Source organism: Paenibacillus sp. OT2-17, from assembly GCF_009827695.1.
GTDB lineage: Bacteria > Bacillota > Bacilli > Paenibacillales > Paenibacillaceae > Paenibacillus > Paenibacillus polymyxa_B.
Map to the genome: position 1 here is coordinate 1 of NZ_WUDQ01000468.1, position 2,935 is coordinate 2,935.

Here is a 2,935-nt window from a genome sequence, read left to right on the forward strand (position 1 = left end):
GATGGCGCCACCAAAGATATAGGTAAACATAAGGGTGAAAATGATTGGCTGGAGCGTGACATCAAACAATTGCTCGGGAGTATGCCGGATCTTCAGAATGCCCCGGTAGGCCATCGTCATGGAATTGAAAAACGCCTGCCTGAAACTCACAGACTTCTTCAATGTGCGATCAGAACCTGTTATAACAGTAGTACTCTTCATGCTCTCGCCCCCTCCACAGCATGTGCTCCTTGGGACGTCTGCTGTCTGTTTACTTGTGCCCCATGACCAGTGATGGACAAAAACACCTCGTCGAGCGTCGGCTTCTGCACACTCATCTCTGCTAGACGAATCTCTCCGGTACGGAGGGCGATCAGCAGGTCCGTTACCCGATCTGCGTTGGCCATCGGAGAGATAATCTTTCCAGCTTCCACTGACACGCTGGACTTAACTGAAAGCACCTGTTCAACGATCTGAACAGCTCTCTCGATGTCCTGTTGATTTTGCACTTTGAGTTGCAGAGTCGACGCCCCCACTGCCGCTTTCAGTTCATCCACCGTACCCTCAGCGACTACCCGGCCATGATCGATCACCGCGATTCGATCAGCAAGTTGATCCGCCTCGTCGAGGTACTGGGTTGTAAGCAGTACGGTGGAACCGGTCTTGACCAAACTCCGGATCGTGTCCCACATCTGGACACGCGTGCGCGGGTCTAGTCCAGTAGTCGGCTCATCCAGGAAAATCAGTGGCGGCTTGGCAATGAGACTTGCGGCCAAATCCAGTCGACGGCGCATACCTCCGGAGAAATGCTTTAGCGGTCGTTTGGCCGCTTCGGCCAAGCCAAATTCCTCCAGCAGCTCCGCTGCCTTATGACGCGCCTCGGCACGTCCCAGTCCAAGCAGTCTGGAGAAGATGATCAGGTTCTCGGTAGCGCTAAGCGACTCATCGACCGATGCGTACTGACCTGTCACTCCGATTAACTGACGCACAACCTGCGGCTCCTTTACTGCATCGTGCCCGAAGATACGGGCTGATCCCCCATCGGGCCGCAATAACGTTGACAGCATTCGGATGGTAGTCGTTTTGCCTGCTCCATTAGGACCAAGCACTCCGTAGATCGTGCCAGCACGCACGTTCAGGTCGACACCGTCAACCGCCTGCTTGTCACCAAAAGCTTTTACGAGTCCCCTTGCTTCAATGGCCAAGGTCTCTTTTCTGTCTGTATAATCCACATTCATATCCTCCCTGTACGGTTTCTATAGAGAGGATAACCCACGTTTATGAACTGAATATGAATAGAACCGTTTACGTTTCCCAAAATGGTCGACGATGCCTTTCTGACAGAGAAGCCAAAGAAGTCCCATATGGGACCTCTTTGGCTTCAACTCATGGATATCCTTTTAATGGAATAATGGAATTAAACCTTTATTTCCAGATTTGGCTTCATGCTAAGCACTAACTTTGATATTGAACCTATTTACACTGTAAAAAAATAATCTCGTTCTACCTTGCTCACTCTTAACCCAAATGTTTTATACCACTCGGATTTCCCTTTTTCCTGCGCTACCTTGTGCAGCTCGTTATGTTTCCAATTTTTTATAGCGTCCAGAGACTCCCAATAGGAAACTGTAATGCCTACTCCATTGTGGTCACGAACACTTTCCACACCTAGAAAACCAGGCTGTTGGGCAGCCAGTTCCACCATTTTGTCTCCCATCACTCCGTATCCGCCATCTCCTTCCGTACGTTCAGAAGTAAAGATAGCCGCATAATAGGGCGGACGAGGAGTTTTAGCAATTGAATTCATATGACCCTCCTAAAACAAAATTAAATAACCTTTCTTTAATTTGAATTATAATCATAAATATTAAATAAAAAAAATGAATATATCTGATATGATGCATGAATATATTTCATAAAAATAGGAGTGAACACAAATTTGTTTAAATATAAGATTTTTCTTTGCGTAGTTGAAATGGGAAGTTTCACAAAGGCCGGGGAAGTTTTAAATCTTACACAATCAGCAATCAGCCATGCGATCTCTGGGTTGGAACATGAACTAGGGCTGACTCTTCTGATCCGAGGTCGTTCAGGCATCAGATTGACCAATAACGGGGAAAGATTAATGAAGCGATTTAGAGAGATTGTACAAATGGACGAAAAGCTTTACCAAGAGGTAGCTTTAATTAAAGGATTGGAAATCGGAACCGTGAAGATCGGTACATTTTCAAGCGTCTCTATTCATTGGCTGCCTCGTATTCTAAAAAAATTCAATGAGCAGTTTCCTCTTATTGAAGTAAAACTGCTCGATGGGAACTACCATGAAATTGAGAGCTGGATAGTCAGTGGGGAAGCTGATTTCGGCTTTGTGAACCTACCCACGTTAGACACATTAGAGGCGTTGCCATTAAAAGAAGAAAGCATGCTTTGTCTACTTCCTTCCGATCATATTCTTGGAAAGCAAGCTTCAATTCGAGTAAAACAGCTCAGAGATGAGCCTTTCATTATGCCTGTTGCAGGCTGCGACACCGATGTAAGAAATATTTTTTCACAGCATAATATGTCACCTAAAATCAAATACGAATTAGAAGATGACCATGCGATTATGGCTATGGTGCAGAATGGCCTAGGCGTGAGTATTCTTCCTGAAATGATCCTGTCTCACATTCCTTACGACATCTCTATTCGACCTTTGGACGAAAGGCATTCCCGTACTATCGGTATCGCTACCGCTTCCTTAAAAAATGTTTCTCCAGCAGCTAAAAAATGTATGGACTTTATTACTGAATGGATCAACTAGCTTCAGCATGTCGGCCAAGGAAGCGGATTCTCAAAGCTGGACCAGTCCATATTCATTTCGTTATCGTTCAGTAGACATTCATCTAGCTCTTCTTCCAAGTCTGGTCGATTCATTCCGATACCTATCATGACGATTTCGTTCATGCGGTCGCCCCAT

Annotated in this window: 3 protein-coding genes and 2 pseudogenes; 1 reads left to right on the plus strand and 4 read right to left on the minus strand. The window is 45.8% G+C overall.

Annotated features, from left to right (window positions below; genetic code table 11):
- From GRP75_RS23200 to GRP75_RS23210, 3 genes and pseudogenes are all read right to left on the minus strand, one after another.
- Positions 1-201, minus strand: a pseudogene (locus tag GRP75_RS23200) (ABC transporter permease); the annotation flags it as partial.
- Complete coding sequence (locus GRP75_RS23205) at positions 198-1,217, minus strand: daunorubicin/doxorubicin resistance ABC transporter ATP-binding protein DrrA (RefSeq protein ID WP_023988346.1); 1,020 nt, start codon at positions 1,215-1,217, stop codon at positions 198-200. The pseudogene GRP75_RS23200 and the gene GRP75_RS23205, both read right to left, overlap by 4 nt.
- A 239-nt stretch (positions 1,218-1,456) precedes the next feature.
- Positions 1,457-1,786 (minus strand): antibiotic biosynthesis monooxygenase family protein, encoded by a 330-nt coding sequence (locus GRP75_RS23210; RefSeq protein ID WP_025722950.1) that lies wholly within the window; start codon positions 1,784-1,786, stop codon positions 1,457-1,459.
- A gap of 132 nt (positions 1,787-1,918) precedes the next feature.
- Here GRP75_RS23210 and GRP75_RS23215 point away from each other — a divergent pair, with 132 nt between their 5' ends.
- Positions 1,919-2,779, plus strand: coding sequence for a LysR family transcriptional regulator (locus tag GRP75_RS23215; protein ID WP_076317399.1), 861 nt, complete (start codon positions 1,919-1,921; stop codon positions 2,777-2,779).
- Between the two features lie 2 nt (positions 2,780-2,781).
- Here GRP75_RS23215 and GRP75_RS23220 read toward each other — a convergent pair.
- Positions 2,782-2,935: pseudogene (locus GRP75_RS23220) on the minus strand (GTP-binding protein); the annotation flags it as partial.